The sequence below is a fragment of the Streptomyces tardus genome (assembly GCF_018101125.2).
GTDB lineage: Bacteria > Actinomycetota > Actinomycetes > Streptomycetales > Streptomycetaceae > Streptomyces > Streptomyces tardus.
Window position 1 is genome coordinate 1,313,348 of record NZ_JAELVF020000001.1, and the last position, 20,777, is coordinate 1,334,124.

General features: G+C 73.6%; 17 protein-coding genes and 2 pseudogenes. 9 read left to right on the forward strand and 10 right to left on the reverse strand.

Translation table 11 applies throughout. The features are described from left to right. Positions 1 to 5: 5 nt before the first annotated feature. Together JGS22_RS05680 and JGS22_RS05685 are read right to left on the reverse strand one after the other, a co-directional pair. On the reverse strand, positions 6 to 1,103 hold the full coding sequence (locus tag JGS22_RS05680) for a PP2C family protein-serine/threonine phosphatase (protein ID WP_236073037.1): 1,098 nt from the start codon (positions 1,101 to 1,103) through the stop codon (positions 6 to 8). Between the two features lie 349 nt (positions 1,104 to 1,452). Then, positions 1,453 to 2,349: a UbiA family prenyltransferase gene (locus JGS22_RS05685; protein ID WP_211042372.1), complete on the reverse strand. Its 897-nt coding sequence runs from the start codon at positions 2,347 to 2,349 to the stop codon at positions 1,453 to 1,455. Between the two features lie 491 nt (positions 2,350 to 2,840). Here JGS22_RS05685 and JGS22_RS05690 point away from each other — a divergent pair, with 491 nt between their 5' ends. The 5 genes and pseudogenes from JGS22_RS05690 to JGS22_RS05715 all read left to right on the forward strand — a co-directional run bounded on the left by JGS22_RS05690 (position 2,841) and on the right by JGS22_RS05715 (position 8,964). Then, positions 2,841 to 3,977, forward strand: coding sequence for a type III polyketide synthase (locus JGS22_RS05690; protein ID WP_211042373.1), 1,137 nt, complete (start codon positions 2,841 to 2,843; stop codon positions 3,975 to 3,977). A gap of 193 nt (positions 3,978 to 4,170) precedes the next feature. Beyond that, positions 4,171 to 4,677, forward strand: a pseudogene (locus JGS22_RS05695) (isoprenylcysteine carboxyl methyltransferase family protein); the annotation flags it as partial. A 149-nt stretch (positions 4,678 to 4,826) separates the two neighbouring features. After that, positions 4,827 to 5,972 (forward strand): NAD(P)/FAD-dependent oxidoreductase, encoded by a 1,146-nt coding sequence (locus JGS22_RS05700; RefSeq protein ID WP_211042375.1) that lies wholly within the window; start codon positions 4,827 to 4,829, stop codon positions 5,970 to 5,972. A gap of 150 nt (positions 5,973 to 6,122) precedes the next feature. Further along, positions 6,123 to 7,720: pseudogene (locus tag JGS22_RS27295) on the forward strand (MFS transporter). 2 nt (positions 7,721 to 7,722) lie between these two features. After that, entirely contained in the window at positions 7,723 to 8,964 is a 1,242-nt protein-coding gene (locus tag JGS22_RS05715) for an FUSC family protein (RefSeq protein WP_216814852.1), read from the forward strand. A 32-nt stretch (positions 8,965 to 8,996) separates the two neighbouring features. Here the strand turns inward: JGS22_RS05715 and JGS22_RS05720 are convergent, their stop codons facing one another. Beyond that, positions 8,997 to 9,173 carry a hypothetical protein gene (locus JGS22_RS05720; RefSeq protein WP_216814853.1) on the reverse strand — a complete coding sequence of 59 codons (177 nt, stop codon included), beginning with the start codon at positions 9,171 to 9,173 and terminating at the stop codon, positions 8,997 to 8,999. A 102-nt stretch (positions 9,174 to 9,275) separates the two neighbouring features. On the opposite strand from JGS22_RS05720, the gene JGS22_RS05725 reads away from it, so the two are divergent. Next, positions 9,276 to 10,322 carry a glucose 1-dehydrogenase gene (locus JGS22_RS05725; RefSeq protein ID WP_211042416.1) on the forward strand — a complete coding sequence of 349 codons (1,047 nt, stop codon included), beginning with the start codon at positions 9,276 to 9,278 and terminating at the stop codon, positions 10,320 to 10,322. Positions 10,323 to 10,407: 85 nt separating this feature from the next. On the opposite strand, the gene JGS22_RS05730 is transcribed toward JGS22_RS05725, so the two are convergent. From JGS22_RS05730 to JGS22_RS05745, 4 genes are all read right to left on the reverse strand, one after another. Beyond that, positions 10,408 to 11,175: a class I SAM-dependent methyltransferase gene (locus tag JGS22_RS05730; RefSeq protein WP_216814854.1), complete on the reverse strand. Its 768-nt coding sequence runs from the start codon at positions 11,173 to 11,175 to the stop codon at positions 10,408 to 10,410. 200 nt (positions 11,176 to 11,375) lie between these two features. Then, complete coding sequence (locus tag JGS22_RS05735; protein WP_211042414.1) at positions 11,376 to 12,035, reverse strand: GOLPH3/VPS74 family protein; 660 nt, start codon at positions 12,033 to 12,035, stop codon at positions 11,376 to 11,378. Between the two features lie 163 nt (positions 12,036 to 12,198). Further along, on the reverse strand, positions 12,199 to 12,867 hold the full coding sequence (locus tag JGS22_RS05740; protein ID WP_211042413.1) for a GOLPH3/VPS74 family protein: 669 nt from the start codon (positions 12,865 to 12,867) through the stop codon (positions 12,199 to 12,201). Positions 12,868 to 13,053: 186 nt separating this feature from the next. Further along, positions 13,054 to 13,635 carry a TIGR03086 family metal-binding protein gene (locus JGS22_RS05745; protein ID WP_211042412.1) on the reverse strand — a complete coding sequence of 194 codons (582 nt, stop codon included), beginning with the start codon at positions 13,633 to 13,635 and terminating at the stop codon, positions 13,054 to 13,056. 139 nt (positions 13,636 to 13,774) lie between these two features. Here JGS22_RS05745 and JGS22_RS05750 point away from each other — a divergent pair, with 139 nt between their 5' ends. Beyond that, positions 13,775 to 14,389: a GNAT family N-acetyltransferase gene (locus tag JGS22_RS05750; protein WP_211042411.1), complete on the forward strand. Its 615-nt coding sequence runs from the start codon at positions 13,775 to 13,777 to the stop codon at positions 14,387 to 14,389. Between the two features lie 267 nt (positions 14,390 to 14,656). Continuing rightward, positions 14,657 to 16,090, forward strand: coding sequence for an MFS transporter (locus tag JGS22_RS05755; RefSeq protein WP_211042410.1), 1,434 nt, complete (start codon positions 14,657 to 14,659; stop codon positions 16,088 to 16,090). A gap of 265 nt (positions 16,091 to 16,355) precedes the next feature. Here JGS22_RS05755 and JGS22_RS05760 read toward each other — a convergent pair whose 3' ends face one another. Then, on the reverse strand, positions 16,356 to 18,353 hold the full coding sequence (locus JGS22_RS05760; RefSeq protein WP_211042409.1) for a helix-turn-helix domain-containing protein: 1,998 nt from the start codon (positions 18,351 to 18,353) through the stop codon (positions 16,356 to 16,358). A gap of 5 nt (positions 18,354 to 18,358) precedes the next feature. Continuing rightward, a complete protein-coding gene (locus JGS22_RS05765; protein WP_211042408.1) occupies positions 18,359 to 19,171 on the reverse strand; it encodes a 3-hydroxybutyrate dehydrogenase in 813 nt (270 codons plus the stop codon). A gap of 99 nt (positions 19,172 to 19,270) precedes the next feature. Between JGS22_RS05765 and JGS22_RS05770 the strand changes: the two genes are divergently transcribed. Continuing rightward, the gene (locus JGS22_RS05770; RefSeq protein ID WP_216814855.1) at positions 19,271 to 19,774 is read left to right on the forward strand and encodes a GNAT family N-acetyltransferase; all 504 of its coding nucleotides are present in this window, start codon (positions 19,271 to 19,273) and stop codon (positions 19,772 to 19,774) included. A gap of 12 nt (positions 19,775 to 19,786) precedes the next feature. On the opposite strand, the gene JGS22_RS05775 is transcribed toward JGS22_RS05770, so the two are convergent. Then, positions 19,787 to 20,656, reverse strand: a complete 870-nt coding sequence (locus JGS22_RS05775) for a hypothetical protein (RefSeq protein WP_216814856.1) — start codon at positions 20,654 to 20,656, stop codon at positions 19,787 to 19,789. Between the last annotated feature and the right edge of the window lie 121 nt (positions 20,657 to 20,777).

The following is a 20,777-nucleotide window of genomic DNA, read 5'->3' on the forward strand; positions in this document are numbered from 1 at the left end:
CGGGTTCAGTCGGTGGTGCGTTGCAGCAGGAGCATCGCGGCGTCGTCGCGCAGCCGGCCGCCGGCGTGGGAGGTGAGGTCGGTGCGCACGGCGGCGAGCGTGGTTTCCGGTTCGCGGGCGAGCAGGCGCGGCAGCCGGTCGGCGAGCGGGTAGAAGAAGCCCTCGGCGTCGCGTGCCTCGGTCACGCCGTCGGTGTACAGCAGGAGTTGGTCCCCCGGTTCGAACGGCAGCACCTGGCGCACCGGACGGTCGCCGCCGAGCGCGGCGAGGCCGAGAGGGGGCACCGTGGCGACCGGTTCGACGACGGTGATCCGCCCGTCCCGGATCCAGAACGGCGGCTGGTGGCCGCAGTTGACCAGTTCCAGCCCGTGCGGTTTCGGGAAGCCGGCGACCAGCGCGGTCACGAAGTCGTCGCCGCCCAGACTCCGGCTGAGGCTGCGTTCGACGCGGTGGACGATCTCCAGCAGGTCCTCCTCGTCGTACGCCGCTTCGCGGAAGACGCCGAACACCTGGGCGGCCGTGCGCACCGCCGGGAGGCCCTTTCCGCGCACGTCGGCGATGAGGGCCCGTACGCCGTGCGGGGTTTCGACCACCGCGTACAGGTCGCCGCCGATACGGGCCTCGGCCGCGGCGGCGTTGTAGGTGACCGCGCAGCGCAGGGCGCCGACCCGTTCGGGCACGGGCGCCAGTACGGCCTGCTGAGCGGCCTCCGACACCGACCGCACGGCCGCCAGGGTGCGTTCGCGGCGTCTGCGCAGCTCGCTGCCGAGCGCGCTGACCAGAGTGACGGCGACAAGCGCGGCGAGCACCTGCGGACGGTCGTTGGCGATGTCGCTGCGCATGCCGAGCACCGCAGCCAGTGCGACGGAGACACCGCCGATGAGCAGCACGCCGCGGGGTGTGTAGCGGACCGCGGCGAGCGCGGGCGCGGCGGCAAGCATCGAGGCCCAGCGCAGTCCCGGGGCGCTGAGCGCGGCGACGAGCGAGACGACGACCACGATCACCCACGGCAGGATCGCGGTGAGCAGCCGGAGCCCCTTGGGCATTTCGGGCTCGAACTCTGCTCCGACGACCTCGGGCGGTGGCTCTTCGTCTCGCAGCATCGGGGTCTGCGCCAATCTCCGAGAGCGGTGGCGCCCCGCGCGCCGCTCCCGGCCGCAGGCGTCCCGGGGCAGGGTCGCGTTTCGGCGGATCGGGTTGCGGCGGGTCGCGTGGGGCTGGTCGCGTGGGCGGAACGGTGGGACGGGTCGGGTTCGGTCGGGTGACTTCAGAGTGCGCCGCCGCTCCCCGGGCGGCAAGTGGGCTCGCACCCCGGCCGGTACCGGCGCCGCGGTCGTACCCCGGCCGCCCGGCGACGCGTACGGGCGCCGCCCGCCGGACCCGCGCCGTACGCGCCGTACGCGCCGTACGCGCCGTACGCCGACCCGCGCGGCTCCGCCGTCGGCCCGTGCGTCAGCCCGTGCCGGCGCCGGAGGTCACCAGCAGGCCGACGGCCAGTACGGCCACCCCGACCGCACCGGCGAACGGTGCGTGCCGCACCCGGCGCCCGAGCGCCAGCCCGCCCAACGCCAGCGCGACCGCCGCCGGCGGTGCCAGTACGGCCGCGGCGCCGGGTACGTCGGGCGGGCCGAACGCGAGCACCGCGGTGGCGGCGACCAGCGGGACCGGCAGCAGTGCGCGGGTCGTACGGGCGCCCATGCGCTGCGGCAGCCCCCGTACGCCGGCGGCGAGATCCTGCCGCAGGTCCGGCAGTACGTCCGCCAGATGGGCGGCGACGCCGAGCAGCGCGCCGGCGGTCACCGCCCACCACGCGGACGTGGTGCCGCCCGGTTCGGCGAGCGCGACGAAGGCTGGCAGCGCGGCGAAGCCCACCGCGTACGGCAGCCACGACAGGACGGTGGACTTCAGCCGGAGGTTGTACAACCAGGCCCCGGCCACTCCGAGGAGGTGGACGGTGCCGGCGAGCGTTCCGCAGGCGAGCGAGAGCACGGCGCAGACGGCGAGGGCGGTCCCGGCGGCAGTCCAGAGCGTGCGGGCGGTGATGTCGCCGGCCACCACGGGTTTGTCGGCGCGGTCGGCCGCGGTGTCCCGTGCCGCGTCGTGGGCGTCGTTGCTCCACCCGACGGAGAGTTGGCCGCTGAGCACGGCGGCGGCGACCAGCGCGGAGCTGCGGGCCGGGTGATCCCCGGTGGCGGCCAGGACGGTGGTGAGCACGGTGACGGCCAGCACCGCGCCGGGATGGGAGCAGCGCAGCAGGGCTGTCGGGAGCGCTCCGGTACGGCGCGCAGCGGCGGCCGGCTGACTGGCCGTCGGCGCCGGCGGGCGGGGAGGGAGCGGATGCGGGTCCACGCCCCGATCGTAGGGAACGCCGCGGACCGCCGAGGGCCGTCGCGCCTACCGGAGCGTCAGCTGTGTCGCCGGGGCGGGACTCGCGGACTCGGACGCGAGGGCGCGAGGGCGGTCGGGCGCTCGGACGGTCGGGCGCTCGGACGGTCGGGCGCCGGGCTCGTGTCGGGCCGCAGGGGTCGGGCGCCGCCGGACACGGGAGTCGGAGGCCTCGGGGCCCGGCCGGTGGGGCGCCGGGGCCGCGACGGCGCGTCACCGCCGCCGAAGTGCAGCGGGGGTGTCGGGGCGTCAGAAGTGCCGGTGCGTCACGGGCCCCCTGGCGCCGCACCGCCGGGACGTGAACGGGCGGGCCGCACCCGGGACGCACTGCGCGCGGGCGGCGGCTGTCCTGCACTCGGCGGTGTCCCTGGGCGGATACCTGTACGCAGCGCGATCATGCCCGTAGCGTCAGTGACCGCCGACGTACCGCTGTACACAGACCCGAGTGGGGATCGATGACCCGGATCGCAGCTGTCCACGGAGTACTGGCACCACACCGCTATCCCCAGGAGGAGCTCACCGCGCTGGTGGCCCGCAACTGCCTGCCTCAGGGCGCCGATCGGCGCGTACTGCGCCGACTGCACACCAGCGCACGGGTGCGGCACCGGAACCTCGCCCTGCCGGTGGAGGAGTACGCGGGGCTGCACGGGCTCGGTGCGAGGAACGAGGTCTTCGTCGACACGGCCTGTTCGCTGGGCGCCGAGGCGGTACGGGGTGCGCTGCGGGCGGCGGGAGTGCGGCCCGAGGACGTGGATCTGCTGATGTTCACCTCGGTGACCGGGATCGCGGCGCCGTCGGTGGACGCGAGGCTCGTGGGGCGGCTGGGGCTGCGACCCGATGTGAAGCGGCTGCCGATCTTCGGGCTCGGATGTGTGGCGGGCGCGGCCGGTATCGCTCGGTTGCACGACTATCTGCTGGGCCGGCCCGACCAGGTGGCGGTGCTGCTGTCGGTGGAGCTGTGTTCGTTGACCTTCCAGCGCGGCGACGATTCGATGGCGAACCTGGTCGCCTCCGGACTCTTCGGCGACGGGGCCGCGGCGGTGGTCGCGGTGGGTCCGGACCACCCCGCGTACGCGGGCGCGGCGGCGCAAGGCGTACGAGCGCCGGGAACGGCAGGGTCCTCGGGATCCGACCGGGAGACCGCAACTGCCCCTTCGGCGCCGCGAGTTGTGGACTCCCGCAGCCGGATGTACCCGGACACCGAACGCGTGATGGGCTGGGACGTGACGGACACCGGCTTCCGGGTGGTCCTGGACGCGACCGTCCCGGACGTCGTACGCCGCTACCTCGCCGACGACGTGCACGCCTTTCTCGCCGATCACGGTCTGAAGCCGCAGGACATCACCGCCTGGGTCTGCCACCCCGGCGGGCCGAAGGTGCTGGAGGCGGTCAGCGAAGCGCTGGCGCTGCCGGAGGGGGCGCTGGACGTGACCTGGCGTTCGCTGGAGGAGATCGGCAATCTGTCCTCGTCGTCGGTGCTGCACGTGCTGCGCGACACCCTCGCCGAACGCCGGCCGCCGCGCGGCACCCCCGGCCTGCTGCTGGCGATGGGCCCCGGCTTCTGCGCCGAACTGGTGCTCCTCGACTGGTGATCGGGAGCCCGCGGTGCAGAGCCCGGGACCCACACCGCGAACCACACCACCACGGCACGACAGCCCGACAGTCCGACAGCCCGACAGCCCGACAGCCCGACAGCCCCGCGAAACGCAGCACAGCGCACGACGGCGCCGGACGGCGCGGCCCGGCGAGGAACCGCGCAACGAGACACAGAGAGTGGGAGATCCGATGTTCTGGTTCACGGCGCTGGTGCTGCTGGTGGGGGTGGAGCGGCTGGTCGAACTGGTCGTCTCCAAACGCAACACCCGCTGGAGCCTGGAGCGCGGAGGGGTGGAGCACGGATTCGGCCACTACCCGCCGATGGTCGTGCTGCACACCGGGCTACTGCTCGGCGCACTGCTCGAAGTGGGCCTGGCCGACCGTGAGTTCAGCCCCGCGCTCGGCTGGACGATGCTGCTGCTGGTGGTCGCCTCCCAGGGACTGCGCTGGTGGTGCATCCACACGCTCGGACCGCGTTGGAACACCCGGGTCATCGTGGTCCCCGGGCTGCCGCTGGTGGCGGGCGGCCCGTACCGGCTGATGCGCCACCCCAACTACGTGGCCGTCGCCGTCGAGGGCCTGGCGCTGCCGCTGGTGCACGGCGCGTGGATCACGGGCGCGGTCTTCACACTGCTCAACGCCGCCCTGATGGTGGTGCGCATCCGCTGCGAGGACGACGCGCTGCGCCCCGCGGCCCCGACCAGCTCCGACAGGTCAACCGCTCCCGGGGGCGCCCCCGCACCGGACACCCCCGCACCGGACGTCCGTACCCCGCGGCGTGCCCGTCCCACCGAAACGGCCGCCAACTCCGCCGGGGACAGCGGGCGTTCGGCCGACACAGCGCCGTGACCGCCGTTCCCGACTTCGACGTGCTGATCGCCGGCGGCGGACCCGCGGGCCTGGCCGCCGCGCTCTGTGCGGAACGCGCCGGTCTGCGTGCGGCCGTCGTCGAACCCCGCGTCGGGCCGGTGGACAAGGCGTGCGGCGAGGGCGTGATGCCCAGCGGTGTCGCGGCGCTGCGCTCGCTCGGGGTGCTGCCCGCCGGGCGTGAGCTGCGCGGCATCCGCTACCTGGACGGCCGGCACCGTGCCGAGGCCCGCTTCCGCGCGCCGGGCAGGGCCGCCGAAACCGCGCCCCCCGGCAGCACACGCACAGCCACCGCCGCCGCGGCCTCCGCCACCGCGACAGCGCCCGCAACCGCGATCCCCACCGCAACCGCCACCGGGCTGGGTGTACGGCGCACCGAGCTGCACTCCGCGCTCGCCGAGCGGGTGGCGGCGGTCGGGGTGGAGCGGCTGACCGGCCGGGTCGAGGACGTACGGCAGTACCCGGACCACATCGCCGCCGCGGGCCGCACCGCGCGCTGGCTGATCGCCGCGGACGGGCTGCACTCACCGCTGCGCCGGCGTCTGGGCCTGGACCTCCCCCCGCAGACGGCGGCCCGCTACGGACTGCGGCGGCACTTCCGGGTACAGCCGTGGACGGACTTCGTGGAGGTCCACTGGAGCCCGTACGGCGAGGCGTACGTGACACCGGTCGCCGGCGATCTGGTGGGCGTCGCCGTACTCAGCCACCACCGTCGCGGCTACCCCGAACATCTGGCCGCCTTCCCGGAGTTGCTCGCGACGCTGGCCGGCCACGGGGCCGAGCCGGCGACAGCGGTGAGGGGCGCGGGACCGCTCCGGCAGCGGGTGCGCACGCCGCGGGCCGGCCGGGTGCTGCTGGTCGGGGACGCGGCGGGGTACGTCGATGCGCTCACCGGCGAGGGCGTGGCGCTGGCGCTGGCCACGGCGGAGGCGGCGGTGCAGTGCCTGGCCGAGGGGCGCCCGGAGGCGTACCCGACACGGTGGGCCGGAGCCACTCGGCGGCACCGGCTGCTGACCGAGGCACTCGTACGGACCACCCGGCACCCCCGCACCGCGCGGCTGGTCGTACCGGCGGCCCGGCGGTTTCCCGCGCTGTTCACGGCGGTCGTGCGGGCGCTTCAGTAGCGGCTTCGGCGGCTTCGGCGGGGGTTTAGTGGCAGACGGTGCCCGGTACGTCTCATGCGCACGTCAGCCGGGTGCAGCGACGTTCCGGTGCGTGCGAATCGGCTCGCCACTACCGCCGGGCATCCCGGCGCTGCCAGTCAGGAGCATGACGTGGGTCAGGGATCCTCCCGTGGGTCGGGCAGCGGCGGGCCGCTCGCCGAACTGCCCGCGAAGGGCGTACGGAAGGTGTACCGGTCGGCGCTGGTGGTGGCGCTCGGCGGATTCCTCTTCGGGTTCGACACCGGTGTGGTGTCGGGTGCGCTGCTCTTCTTCCGGCACGAGTTCGGCCTCAGCTCCTTCCAGCAGGGCAGCGTCGTCAGCGTGCTGCTGATCGGCGCGATGTTCGGCGCCCTCGGAGCCGGGCGGGTGGCCGACCGGATCGGGCGGAGGCGCACGCTGATGCTGGAGGGCCTGATCTTCGTCGTCGGCACCGTGCTGGCGGTGACCGCTCAGGGGTACGGCTCGTTGATGCTCGCCCGGGTCGTGCTGGGACTGGCGGCCGGCGGCGCCTCGGCGACCGTACCCATCTACCTCTCCGAGCTCTCGCCGGCCGAGATCCGCGGCCGGATCCTGGGCCTGAACCAGTTGATGATCACGGTCGGCATCCTCGGCGCCTATCTGGTGAACCTGACCTTCTCCAGTACCGAGAACTGGCGGGCGATGTTCGGCTTCGGGCTGGTGCCGGCGACGTTGCTGGTGCTGGGGGCCCTGTTCTTCCTGCCGGAGTCGCCCCAGTGGCTGATCGTTCAGGGCCGTACGGATCAGGCACGCAGACAGATCGCCCGGGTCACCAACGAGGAACGCGCCAACCGGCTGATCCGGCTCGTGCAGGGCGGCGGGAGCGAGGACGACGAGAGCAGCAGGCGGGACGACGGGGGCGCACGGAACGAGGGCAACGGCGCAGACACCTCCGCGACGCACGGCGGAGACGGCAGCAGCGGCGGGAACGGCCGCGGTGGGGACGGCAGCAGCGGTGGGGACGGCAAGGGCAGCAAGGCCGAAAGCCCGGCGGGAGGGGCAACTCGCCTGCCACCGGCTGGCGTTCGCTGCTCGCGGGCCCGGTGCGGCCGGCGCTGATCGTCGGGCTGACGCTCGCCGCCGTACAGCAGCTCGGCGGCATCAACACGATCATCTACTACGCCCCGACCATCATCGAGCAGACCGGTCTGACCGCGTCGAACTCGATCTTCTACTCGGTCTTCATCGGCCTGATCAACCTGGTGATGACCCTGGTGGCGCTGCGCCTGGTGGACCGTCTGGGACGGCGGGTGCTGCTGCTCGGCTCGCTCACCGGGATGCTGGTGACACTGACGCTGCTCGGCCTCTCCTTCGAGGCCGAGCTGAACTCGGTGATCACGCTCATCTGCATGGTGCTCTACATCGCCGCCTTCGCCTGCGGACTGGGCCCCGTCTTCTGGGTGCTGGTGGGCGAGCTGTTCCCGCCCTCGGCGCGGGCGACCGGTTCCAGCGCCTCGACGACGGTCAACTGGCTGGCCAACTTCGTCGTCGGGCTCGTCTTCCTGCCGGTGGTGGACGCGATCGGCCAGGGCCCGACCTTCTGGATCTTCGCGGTGATCTGCGCCTTCGGGCTCTTCTTCGTCCTCCGGTACGTGCCGGAGACACGCGGGCGCGACTTCAACGAGGTGGACGCCTCGCTGCACGACCGCTTCGGCAAGAAGTCGGCCGACTCGGCCCGGCGGTCGGACTGACGATGCCGGACGGGCGCACACCCCCGGGGCCCGCGCCGGACGAGGGTCGCAGACCGCACACCGGCAGCTCACCGGCAGGCTGGTTCGGCACCTGGCGGGCAGCGGCCGGACGCGGACTGCGGCGTACGGCCCGAGCCGGCCGGCCCGCCTGGGACCGATTGACCGACAAGCTGTGGATGCTTCTCCAGCAGTCGGCCGGTGCCACCATCGCCTGGTGGCTCGCGATCACGGTGGCCGACCATCCCCAGCCGATCTTCGCCCCGATCACCACCCTGGTCGCCCTCAACGCCGCACGGGGCGAACGCGGCACGAACGCGGTGCGATTCGTGGCCGGCGTACTGGCCGGCATCCTCGTCGCGGAGGTGGCGATCACCTTCGTCGGCACCGGGTACGGAGTGATGGCCGGGGCGACCCTGCTCGCCATGCTGCTCGCCCTCCTGTTCGGCGGTGAGCGCATCACCATCGCCCAGGCGGCGGTCAGCGCGGTGCTGGTCGTGGCGACCGGCACCGTGCAGAGCGGTACGGAACGCATCCTCGACGTGCTGCTGGGGGCGGCCGTCGCGCTCGTCTTCAGTCAACTGCTCTTCCCCGTCGAGCCGTTGGCGCTGCTGCGACGCGCCGAGGCCGCCGCGCTCGCCGACCTCGCCGACGCCCTCCACCTCACCGCCCGGGCACTGCGGCACGAGGGCGACCACCTCAGCGAGTGGACCTGGGACCATCTGCGGTCGGTCTACGGCCACCTCTCGGAGGTGAGCCGGACCCGCGTGCTGACCTCGCGGGCGGCGCGGCACTCCCCGCTCTGGTGGGGCCGCGGGCCGCTGATCGCCCGCGAGGGCGAGTACGCGACCCGGCTCGATCTGCTCGGCAACGGATGCCTGATGCTCACCCGCACGGCCGAGGACCTGGACGCCCCCGGGCGCGCGACGGTCGCCCCCGTGGTGCACGACCTGGCCACGGTGGTCACCGCCCTCGCCCTCGCGCCGGGCGACCCCGGAGTGCGGCGCTGTGCGGCGGACCGGACCGTCGAGCTGGCCGCGTCCGTGCCCGGGACGGCGGGCGACGCACGGCTCGCCGCAGCCTGCGAGACCGTGCGGACGGTGCTGCTGGACCTGCTGCTGTTCGTCGGCGCGGACGCGGGCGAGGCCGCTCACGCCGTACGGGCCGATCCCCGGCAGGGCCGGCGCCGGCTCGATCTGGCCGAGCCGCCGCCCGCGGCACGCCGTCTGCCCTTCCGCCGCCACTGAGCCCACCCACCCTCGCAGGCGGGCGAGGCCGCTCACGCCGTACGGGCCGATCCCCGGCAGGGCCGGCGCCGGCCCTGCCGGGGATCGGCCCGTACGGCGTGAGCGGCCTCGCCCGCGTCCGCGCCGACGAACAGCAGCAGGTCCAGCAGCACCGTCCGCACGGTCTCGCAGGCTGCGGCGAGCCGTGCGTCGCCCGCCGTCCCGGGCACGGACGCGGCCAGCTCGACGGTCCGGTCCGCCGCGGTGACGCTGGGAGACGCGGTGCGGACCGCCGAGCCGCGCCGGAGAGCACCCGACGAAGGGGCGCCCGTATGAAGGCCATCACCGTGGTACCCGGGGATCCGAGCAGCGTGGCGACCGCCGAAGTGCCCGACCTCCCGCCCGACGACCGCACGCTGCTCGTCGAGGGCGAGCTGCTGGGAATCTGCGGCACCGACGCCGACATCGTGGAGGACGGCTACGGCAGCCCGCCGCCCGGCGAGGAACGGCTGCTGCTGGGACACGAGTCGCTCGGCGTCGTGCGGGAGGCACCACGGGGCAGCGGCTTCTCGCCCGGCGACCGGGTGGCGGGGATCGTGCGTCGGCCCGACCCGGTGCCGTGCGGACCGTGCGGCGAGGGCGAGTGGGACTTCTGCCTCAACGGCCGTTACACCGAACGGGGAATCAAGGAGCTGCACGGGTACGGCTCTCAACTCTGGCGTCTGGAACCGGAGTTCGCGGTCCCCGTCGATCCTTCGCTCGGCGACTGCGGCGTACTGGTCGAACCCGCCTCGGTCCTCGCCAAGGCGTGGGAGCAGACGGAGCGCATCCTCGCCCGGGCCAGCCTGCGCCCGCGTACCGCGCTGATCACCGGGGCCGGGCCGATCGGGCTCTTCGGCGCGATGATGGGCGTCCAACGCGGCCTGGACGTCCACGTGTTGGACCGCAACGACACCGGGCCGAAGCCGGACCTGGTGCGGCAGCTCGGGGCGACGTACCACACCGGCGAGGTCACCGAGCTGCCGTTGCGGCCGGACGTGGTGATCGAGTGCACCGGTCACGGCCCGCTGGTGTTCGGACTCTCCGAGATCCTGCCGCCTGCGTCGGTGCTCTGCCTGACCGGTATCGCCTCCGGCAGCAAGGAGGTCTCGGTCGACGCCGACGAGGTCAACAAGATGCTGGTGCTGGACAATTCGGTGGTCTTCGGCACCGTCAACGCCGCGCGCCGCCACTACGAGCAGGCCGTCCGGGCGCTGGCCGAGGCGGACCGCACCTGGCTGGAGCGGCTGATCACCCGACGCGTCCCGATGGACGGCTACGCGGAGGCTCTCCACAAGGGCCCGCAGGACGTCAAGGTCGTGGTGGACCTGCGAAGTTGAGCGGGCGACGGGGAAGGCCAAGGACTCAGCAGGAGACGGCCCCGTTAACTGCCCGTGCTCGCAGCCAGGTTGAGGGGGCTGAAGCTCAACCGGCCTGCGCTGCCTGCCGGGTGGCGACGACCAGGCCTGCACGGGGGCTGCCGTCCTCGCGAATGCCGTACTCGCCGAGCGGATGCAGCTCCACGGCGAACCCCGCCCGAACCAGGGCCTGTCGAAGTCCGCTGTACCGCATCGTGCGGTAGTACATGACGAACGGCGGACGCCAGAGCGCATTGCGCACCCGCATCGCCCCGTCGAAGGCGTACAGCGTCCAGTACTCGGCGCTGCCCGGACGCGGCGGGGCGGCGAGCGGCAGCACCAGGTGCCCGCCCGGGCGCAGCACCCGGCGCACCCCGGCGAACAGCCCCGGCCACTCCGCGGGCAGGAAATGACCCAACGCACCGAAGCTGGCGACGAGTTCGAAGGATTCGGGGGCGAAGGGCAGCTGCCGGGCGTCACCGCGCACCCACCGCACCGCCGGTCCGCCGCGTGCGGCGTGCCGGCCGGCGGCGGGCCGCTGGTGCCGCTCGCGCGCGACCTCCAGCATCCCCGCGCTGAAGTCGACGCCGACGGCCTCCTCCGTGCAGACCGAGCGCAGCACCTCCACTCCGGCGCCGGTGCCGCAGCACAGGTCGAGCCCGCTGCCGTGACTCCCGAGCCCGGCCAGCACCCGGGCCGTACCGGCGAGCGCGAGGTCGGGCGTACGGAAGGGGGTGTGGTCGAACTTGGGGGCGAGCAGGTCGTAGCCGCGCTCGACGGAGGAGAGCGCCTGCACGGCGAGTTCGCGGACAGTGGGGCCCTCGGGACTGAACATCGTGCTGAGCATAGGCCCGCCCACCCCGTCGGGCCCTGCGCGGCGCGGCCCCCGCCGTCGCGCGGCGATGTCCGTCCGAGCACGTTGCGCGGCGGAGGAGCTCGTACGCCGCCCGCGCTCAGCGGTTCCGTTCGGCCGTCCGCGTTCAGGCGTTCCGCTCAGCCGTCCGCGCTCAGCCGTCCGCGCTCAGCTGCCCGCGCTCAGCTGCCCGCCGACGAGGCGGCGGCCACCGAGGCGGCCACGGCGGCAGCAGCGGCTGCGATGGCCTGCTTCACCTCGGCAGCAGCCCAGTTGCCCTCGGAGATCTCCTTCATCCGGGGCTTCAGATCGCGCGGCCGGTGGCCGGGGAAGGCGATCTTGTGCAGCTTCGTGGTGTGCAGCAGCGCGATCAGTCCGCCGATCCGCGCGTCGGGGTGGTACCCGCCGAGGACGACCTGGTCGAGCATCGCCCGCACCGCCTTCTCCGGCCCGGGATCGAGGACCGGGTAACGCTTCAGCAACCCCGGCTCCAGACGGACGACTCCGTGCTGCACCAGGCTGGTCTGGATCTTGCCCACCCCGCGGCGCGCCTCGCGGTTGACCAGGCCGCGCACCCGTGGGGCGAACAGCGAGGGGTGCGCGGGCTTGCCGACCAGCCACCGCAGGGACTCGTCCAGCGCCTCGTTGCCGGTCGGCCTCGCGTCGACGAGGTGGAGCTTCTTGCGGTCGATGCCGATGCGCCCCTGCACCGAAAGCTCCATCAGCGCGGCACCCGCGACGGCCCAGCCCACGCTCTGCCGCGAGCGCAGCGCCCCGGTCCGGTTGTCCAGTGCCAGCAGCACGATCTCCTCGCCCATCGTGAGCGGCGGCGGCGTGTACATGTGGCTCCCCCTTCGTCGTACCGGTCGCAGGGAAGGATTCCACGAGCGCCCGTACGGTTCCATCCGCCGGTGCGCCGAGCCGGGCCCGACCCGAGCGCCGAGCCGGGCGGTGCGGGTCGTTCGTCGGGATCTTGCCGATTCCGGGGGCAGCCGTCGGGGCGGGTCAGCTGGTGACGGCGGCTGCGGTACCGGCGGAGACCGCCGCCATGGTGCGCATCACCGCGCTGTTGACCGCCTCAGCCGCCCAACTGTCCTGCTCCAGCTGCTTCGCACGCAGGAATACCTCGCCCGACCAGGGGATGGAGCGGTGCAGGGTCGGCAGCGTGCCACTGGCGGCGAGCAGCCCGGCGAGCGCCGCCGTACGGGAGTCGGGCTCGGCCCCGTCGACGAGCGTGGCGCGCAGCCGTGCGAGGAGTTCGCGCTTGTGGCCGGTGTCCGCGACCCTCGTCGAGGTCGTGCGGAAGAGCCCCAGCACCGTTCTGCTCCGCCTCAGCAGCAGGCCGCGCTCGACCAGCCGGTCGGTCACCGTGGCGTGCAGTCCGGTGCCGATCTCGATCAGCAGCGTCTGCACTCCGCGCACCCGGGAGGCGACGGTGTCGTGGGCCGTGCGCAGCAGCGGGTCGGTCGGCAGGTCCCCGGCGACGGCACGCACCCGCAGCCCGTTCAGCCCCGTGTCGTTCTCGTCGGCGGCGACCTGCCCGTCGAGGCCGAGCTCCACCAGCACCGCCCCGCCCAGCGTGTAGTAGAGCGTCCCCGCGCCCGCGACCGCCCCGGACCTGTCGTCGGTCATCAACAGCATCAGGTCCTCGACGAGAAGCGTTTCGTTCCGCATGGTCTCTCCAACCGCCGGCGTCGGGAGGCATGGGAGCGAGCCCTCCGTGCGGTCCACGCTAGACACCGCCGACGGCGGCCCGCGGTGACAGACGTCATGAGAAACCCGTGACGGACGGGCGGCTCCCGGCCCTTGCGCCGCCGTACGGTCGCGCCGACGGCTCGCACGGGCCGGGAGCCTGTCGCCTCACGGCGTCCAGGCGGGATCGCGTCCGCTCAGGGCCACGGCGCGGTCCAGCTCGGTGGCGTCGGCGGGCGCGGGGACGACCGGGCCGAACATGCCCTCCCGGTCGGACGGGTCGGTGGAGGCGTTGAGGAACTCCAGGGCGAGGTTCAGGAGTTCGGGGTCCGCGTCGTAGGACTGTCCGGTGGCGACGGCCAGGTCCCAGCCGTGGATGAGGAGTTCGTCGATCACGACCCTTCCGGCGACATCGCCCGGCAGGTCGATCCCGCCGGCGCGGGTCATCCCGGTCCAGGCCGCGGGATCGCGCCAGGTGGCGGCCAACTCGTCGAGCATGAGCGGGAATTGCGTACGCCAGTCGGTGGGGGGTTCGGGTGTGCCGGCGCCGGGATCGGTGTCCGTCAGGCTGCTGAAGTTCTTGCGGGCGGCGTCGCGGAAGGCGGCGGTGAGGCCGACAAGGTGGCCGAGCAGCGCCCGCACCGAGTAGTCGGGGCACGGGGTGGGGTCGTCCAACTGCGCGTCCGCCGTTCCCGTCACCACCTCGCCGACCCGCCTTGCGAGCGGGCCGAAGTCCACGGGTGTGTCCATTACTGCCTCCAGATCGTGGCGAGAGCTCTCCCGAAGCATCGACGGCGCACCCCCGGGAATGTCATCGCACGCGGCCCGGCCCGCCCGGATCAGGCCGCCCCGCCACCCGGTCGGGCGCCGCCCGGGACAGAATGCGGCCATGACACACGCGCCGCTCCCCGCCGAGCACCCCGGTTTCCGGACCGATCCGATACTCGACGGCGAGGTGGTGCGGCTGCGGTGCGTCACCGAGTCCGATCTCCCCGCGCTGCTGCCGATGCTCCGGGACCCCGAGGCAGCCCGGCTGACCGGCAGCCACGACGCCGACCCCGACGAGAGCCAGCTGCGCGACTGGTACGCCGGGCGCCGGGGCCAGGACGGACGGCTCGACCTCGCCGTCGTCGAGCGCACCACCGGGAACGTCATCGGCGAGGCCGTGCTCAACGAGTACGACCACCACAACGGCAGCTGCAACTTCCGTATCGCCCTGGTGCCCGGCAGTCACGGGCGGGGCAGCGGCACCGAGGCGACGCGGCTGCTCGTCGGGCACGGCTTCGAGGTGCTGGGACTGCACCGGATCTCTCTGGAGGTCTACGCCTTCAACCCGCGCGCCCGCCGCGTCTACGAGAAGGTCGGCTTCGTCACCGAGGGGGTGCTGCGCGAGGCGCTGCTCTGGGAGGGTCGGCGGACGGACGCGGCGGTGATGTCGATCCTCGCTCCCGAGTGGGCCCGCCACCGGGGGCACCCCGAGGCACCCGCGCCCGGCACCCCCTGAACCGGGGCACCGCCGGCACCCCGGCAGGGCAGGCGTCCCGGCGGAGCTGAACCTCTGCACCGCCGATCCCGCAGCACCGCAGGTTCGGCAGCGTGCGAACCCCCGCGGCGCGCTCCGGGCGCCTCCCGCCGCGCGCCCGCGCATGTCCGCGGGACTAACAGGCGCACCCCCAACTGTGGGTGCCGGACACATGGGTGGGAGGCCGCCGCCTTCCTACGGTGTGGCAACCGCCCTGTCCCTCTCCCCGCGCACACCGAGGTGAACCCCATGGCCGCTCCCCCGCCCCCCACCGGCGCCGCCACCCGTCCCGGTCCGCTGCGCCGGGTGGTCGCCGCCAGCCTCATCGGCACCACGATCGAGTGGTACGACTTCTTCCTCTACGGAGCAGCCGCTGCCCTCGTCTTCAACAAGCTGTTCTTCCCGGACTCCGACCCGCTCGTCGGCACCCTGCTCGCCTTCCTCACCTACGCGGTCGGGTTCGCCGCCCGCCCGATCGGCGCGCTGGTCTTCGGTCACTACGGAGACCGGCTCGGGCGCAAGAAGCTGCTGGTCGTCTCGTTGCTGTTGATGGGAGGCGCGACATTCGCGATCGGCCTGCTGCCGACGCACGCGGCGATCGGTTCCGCCGCCCCGATGCTGCTGACGCTGCTGCGGCTGGTCCAGGGGTTCGCGATCGGCGGCGAGTGGGGCGGCGCCGTCCTGCTGGTTTCGGAGCACGGTGACGCGCGACGACGCGGCTTCTGGGCCTCCTGGCCGCAGACCGGCGCACCCGCGGGCCAGTTGCTGGCGACCGGCGTACTGGCCGCGATGACGGCCCTGCTCACCGAGGACGCGTTCCTCTCCTGGGGCTGGCGGGTGCCGTTCCTGCTCTCGGGAGTGCTGGTCCTGGTCGGCCTGTGGATACGGGTCTCGGTGGACGAGTCGCCGGTCTTCAAGGAGGCGCTGCGCCAGGCGGAGCTGCGCCGGGCCGGCGAGGAGAAGGCCGAACAACTTCCGCTGCTGGCCGTGCTGCGCCACCACTGGCGGGACGTGCTGGTGGCCATGGGCGCCCGGATGGCCGAGAACATCAGCTACTACATCATCACCGCCTTCATCCTCGTCTACGTCACCAACCAGCTCGACATGTCCCAACAGACCGCGCTGAACGCGGTGTTGATCGCCTCCGCGGTGCACTTCGCGGTCATTCCGGGCTGGGGCGCGCTCTCCGACCGGATCGGCCGCAAGCCTGTCTACCTCTTCGGCACGTTCGGCATCGGGCTGTGGATCTTCCCGTTCTTCGCGCTGCTGGACAGCCGGGAATTCCCGCTGATGGTGCTCGCCGTGATCGTCGGGCTGATCCTGCACGGGGCGATGTACGCACCGCAGGCGGCGTTCTTCTCGGAGATGTTCGCGACCCGGATGCGGTACTCGGGCGCCTCGATCGGCGCGCAGTTCTCCTCGGTGGCCGCCGGCGCGCCCGCACCGATGATCGCCACCGCGCTGCTCGCCGATTTCGAGAGCTCCACCCCGATCGCGCTCTACGTCATCGCGGCGGCGGTGCTCACCGCGGTCGCCCTCGGCTTCGCCCGGGAGACCCGCCACCAGGACCTCTCCGCCGTCGGCGAGGAGGAACCGATCCCGTCGCCCGACGACGCGGCACCCGTATCCGCGGGGAAGGACGGTGGCGCCGGGCGGGCCACCTCGGTGAAGTCCCCGCGCTGAACCGCCCCGGGGCCCGTGTGTCCGGTCCTGAGCCCCGTACCCCCGGAGCGCGTTCCCTCAATCCGCCCGGCCCGGCACCGTGCGCCTCCGCACGGTGCCGGGCCGGCGTTCGCCGGGTCCGGCACGGGGCCGCTTCCCGCGGACGGCCGCGACCCTCCCCCGGGCGCCACACACCAGAGCGCCCGCACCCCGGCCCGCGCCCGTGGCCGCGTCCGCCCGCCCGCGCACGCTCCGCGGCGGTGACGCGGGCGGCCGGTCGGCGTTCTCAGGGGCGGAAAGCGGTGCTCAAGCGGTGCAGGCGCAGAGCGAGTTGAATCTCCAGCGCACGGGTGGGGGTGTGCCAGTCCGCGCCGAGGAGCCGGGCGACCCGGTCCAGGCGCTGGGTGACGGTGTTGACGTGGACGTGCAGGTCGTCCTTGGCCCGGGCGGGGCTCATTCCGTGGGCGAAGTAGGCGCGGAGCGTCTCGACGAGATCCGTGCCGCGAGTACGGTCGTACTCCAGCACGGGGCCCAGAGTGCGGCCGACGAAGCCGTCCAGGCCGCGGGGGCCGCTGTCGGCGAGCAGCATCCCCAGGAAGCCCAGGTCCTCGGCGGTGCCGCCCTCGCCCTCCCGACCGAGCAGCCGCAGCGCGTCGGCGCAGCGGCCGGCCTCGTCGTACCGTTCCGCGACCGTAAGGGGGCTGTCGGCCGGGTCGGCGTCGTCGGCGGCGAGGACCTGCTCCACCACCGCACCGCCGACCGTCACCCTGGCGTGCACCGCGGCGCCCAGCTGCGTCGCGGCGCGGCGGGCCAGGGCGGAGGCGGTGTCGCCGTCGGCGAGCGGAAGCAGGAGCACGGCGCCGCCGTCGCGGGTGGCGGCCAGCCCGTGGCCGGTGGCGGCGAGATGGGACGCGGCGGAGAGCAGCCGTCTGCGGGCGGTGAACTCCTCTTTCTCGGACGGGAGTTGGGCGGCCTGGGGCTCGGCCGCGAGCCGGGCGGCGAGGACTGCCTGCGGCCCGTCCAGCCGGGTGCCCAGACGTCCGGCGCGTTCGCGCAGCAGTGCCCGGTCGCGGTGCGGGGCGTCGAGCAGATCGTCCAGCAGTTCGCCGCGCACCCGCTGCTCCGCGTCACTGGCACTGCGGCGCGCCAGTTGCAGCAGCGAGGTGACCATCGCCGCGCGTTCCAGGGTGAGCTGGTCGACGGGCGCGAGGTCGGGGTGGCCGTGCAGCGCGAGTGCGCCGAGCAGTTCGCCGCCCGCCGAGACGGCCGCCACCCAGACCTGGCCGGCCCGTACGGCGCCACCGCGCGCCAGCGACTCGCGCACGAACTCCTCGATGTCGCCCTCCAGTTGCTCCGGCTCCAGATACGACACACCACCGCCGAGCACCTCCGCCAGCGCTTCGGCCACTTCGACGACTCCGCCGCCACGCAGCACCAACTCGGTTAGCCTGTCGTGCACTTGCGCGGCACGTTCGATGGTGCGCCCGGCCGCCTCCAGTTCGGCGACAGCGTTGCGCGTCTCGGAGATCAGCCGCGCGGTGTCGATCGCGACGGCGGCGTGCGCCGCGAACGAGGCGAGCAGCGCGATCTGTTCACGCCCGTAGTGCCGGGCGCGGCGGTCGGCGGCGTAGATGACGCCGATGATCTGCTCGCCGAGCGCCAGCGGCACACCGAGGATCGCGACCAGTCCTTCCTCGCCCACCCCGTCGTCGATGGAGGTGGTGTGCTGGAACCGGGCGTCCCGCGAGTAGTCATCGGTGACGTACGGGCGGGCGGTCTGGGCGACGAGCCCACCGAGCCCCTCGCCCATGCCCAGGCGCAGCTGCTGGAAGCGCGCGGAGACGGAACCCTCGGTGACCCGCATATAGGTGTCGCCGCGCTCGGTGTCGGTGAGCGTCAGATACGCGACGTCGGTCCCCAGCAGCGAACGCGCCCGGCGCACGATCGCCCGCAGCACCTCGTCGAGGTCGCGCAGCCCCGCGAGGTCGTGCGCGGTGGCGATCAGCGCGGTCAACTCGGCTTCCCTGCGCCGCCGTTCCTCCAGCTCCGCGCGGAGCCGCAGGGCGAGCAGCCGTTCCGGGGTGGAGGGTCCTTCGTACGCCTCCACGGGGGCGCCGCGCACCAGCAGCTCCAGATAGCGCGCCGCGGCGGGCGGCCCGGACTCCGCCCCCGTCCAACCGGCTCCGCCCGGGCGTCCGGCCGCACCCGGCTCCCGGGCCCCGGCGGGCGCGGGTCGAGGACCGTGCGGGTACTGCTCCCCGGCAGCGGGGCTCGGCTCTGACATGCGGCTCAGTGTGCCGTCCAACCGCCGTCGAGCGGGAGGGATGTGCCGGTGATCGCCGCGGCCTGCGCCGAGCAGAGGTACGCCACGGCCGCGGCCACCTCCGCCGGTTCCACCATCCGCTTCAGCGCGGAGTCGGCCAGCAGCACCTCGCTGACCACGCGTTCCTCCGGTACGCCGTGCAGCGCAGCCTGGTCGGCGATCTGCCGCTCGACCAGCGGTGTGCGGACGTACCCCGGGCAGACGCAGTTGGAGGTGACGCCCTTCTCGGCGCTCTCCAGCGCGACCGTCTTGGAGAGTCCTTCGAGCCCGTGTTTGGCGGCCACGTAGGCCGACTTGTACGGCGAGGCACGCAGCCCGTGCACGGAGGAGATGTTCACGATCCGCCCCCAGCCCCGCTCGTACATCCCCGGCAGCGCGCCCCTGACCAGCCGGAACGGCGCTTCCAGCATCACGGTCAGCAGCCGCGAGAAGTCCGCCGGAGGGAAGCTCTCCACCGGCGAGACGACCTGGAGGCCCGCGTTGTTGACGACGATGTCCGCGTCGGCAGCGGCCTGTTCGACCGCGTCCAGCTCGACGGCGAGGTCGAGCACGACCGTCTCCAACCCGTCGATCTCGCGCGCGAGTGCCGCCAGGCCCTCCGCGTCGCGGTCCACCGCTCGCACTCTCGCCCCGGCCGCCACCAGCCGGAGCACACAGGCCCGCCCGATACCGCCGGCCGCGCCGGTCACCACCGCGGTACGGCCGTCGAGCCCGCCGGTACGGGCGCGGGGCCCGGCTGATTCGGCAGCATCGCCTGGGAACGCCACATCCGAAGTCATGACCGCAGGCTAGGAGCCGCCCCGGACTCGACCGATGTGTCCCGCACCCACACTTCGCCCGCCCGGCGTGTGCGTCGCGGAGATACGTATCGTGGACCAATGCCCGACCTCCAGCGCCTCCGTCCCGACCACGCGCCCGCACTGCTCGCATTCGAGCGGCGCAACCGGGTGTACTTCGCCGCTGCCGTCCCGGACCGCGGGGACGCCTGGTTCGCGGAGTTCGAGGCCCGGCATGCGGCGCTCCTGGCCGAACAGGAGCGCGGGCTCTGCCACTTCCACGTCCTGGTGGGCGACGGCGGGGAGATCCTCGGACGGGTCAACCTGATCGACGTCGACCGCCGCGAGGGCACCGCCGAACTCGGTTACCGCATCGCGCAGTCCGCGGCCGGGCGCGGTCTGGCCACCGCCGGGGCGCACGCCGTCTGCTCGCTCGCCGTCGAGTCGTACGGCCTCAACTCCCTGCGCGCGGCCACCACCGACGACAACCCCGGCTCCCGCACGGTGCTGACGCGGCTCGGCTTCGCACCGGTGGGCGCCACGAGGTTCGACGGCCGGCCGGGCACCCTCTTCCGGCTGGACCTCGCTCCGTTCGCACCCCGCTGAGCGCGCGGCGGCTCAGGCTCTCTGCACGGGGGCGCCCGCCGGTCGCAGGGCGAATCCGGCGGCTTCGCGTACGCGTTGGACCTGGGCGCGGTGGTGTTCGGTGTTGATGCGTGGTGGTGGTGCGGGTTCGCCTCGGCAGGTGCGGCAGAGTCCGCCGGGGAGGGCGTGGGGGCGGCCGGGTTTCTGGCAGAGGGTGCATTCCATGAGGGGCCCGGCGGGGTCGGGCGCGGGTGCGTGGGGTGGGAGTTTGTCGAGGAGGCGTCGTCGGACGAGTGACGCCGGGTGGTGGACGGTTGACGGCAGACCGGCGGTCAGCGCGTGCTCCAGATCCGCGTCGCTCGCACCGCGCTCGTACCACCGGCGGGCCAGTGGCGCCAGGGCGGCGCACTCGGCGGCGCTGAGGGTGAGCCGTACGTCGCGGCGGCCGAGCCGCGCCAGCAGCCGACGTTCCGGCGAGGGCGTCCGGCGATCATTCTCAGCCACTTCGGTGGGGTGTTCGCCGCGGGTGTACGCCTCCCACCAGGTGTCGGGGCGGGGGGTGCGGGAGAAGTGGGTGCGGGTGATGTGGTGGTAGGAGCCGTCGGTGCCGAGGACGGTTTCGCGGGTGCGGCGCAGGTGTCCGGCTTCGGAGATGAGGCGCAGGGCGGTGCGCAGGGCGCATTGGCCGTAGGGGGTCGTGCGGGCGAGGGTTTTGACGGAGATGTCGGCGCCTTCGGGGAGGCGGTCGAGGTAGGTGGCGATGCTTGCCTCGCGGGGCGGGAGGTGCCCGAAGTGCGGGTCGGCGTCGCGGTGTTGGCCCGGTACGGCACGCTTTCCGAAGCCGGGGGCGGCCTTCGGGCAGGTGTCGGCGGGCAGCTCACAGATAAGCTGGGCCACAGCCATGGGGATCGGTCCTTTGGTCGGTTGCGATCTCGGTGGTCAGACCCCGGCACGGTGTTGGCGCACCTGTCGGGGTCGACTCATATGCGGTTGTTGTTCCTGAAAAATAACCGCATACCCACCC